Consider the following 355-nt stretch of genomic DNA (forward strand, 5'->3'; position numbering starts at 1 on the left):
TGTGTTTGATTTCACCTCACGACCTGTCTCTTTTCCGTCTGTGTAAGTGACTGTGTAAACAATGGTACGAACACCTTTTTGGCCAGCTGTTTTCACTCGGCGAGTTCCTTCTGGAAGATCTGGATTTGTTACTTCCTTAGTTTGGAAAGCAACTTCTTCTGTCTTGGTCTCTTCCTTAGTCGTTACAACTGGGGCTACTACTTTCTTAGTTCCAACTTCAACAATCTCATCTACTGCTGGAGTGGTGATTGTGTTTGATTTCACCTCGCGGCCTGTCTCTTTTCCGTCTGTGTAAGTGACAGTTTCAACAATGGTACGAACACCTTTTTGACCAGCTGTCTTCACTCGGCGAACA

1 protein-coding gene is annotated in these 355 nt (G+C 44.5%); it reads right to left on the reverse strand.

Annotated features, from left to right (window positions below):
- The coding region (locus HMPREF2655_RS10575; RefSeq protein WP_180364322.1) for a G5 domain-containing protein at positions 1-355 on the reverse strand (355 nt) is incomplete at both ends.

Origin of the sequence: Streptococcus sp. HMSC066F01, from assembly GCF_001837335.1 — a bacterium.
GTDB classification, from domain to species: Bacteria; Bacillota; Bacilli; order Lactobacillales; family Streptococcaceae; genus Streptococcus; species Streptococcus oralis_S.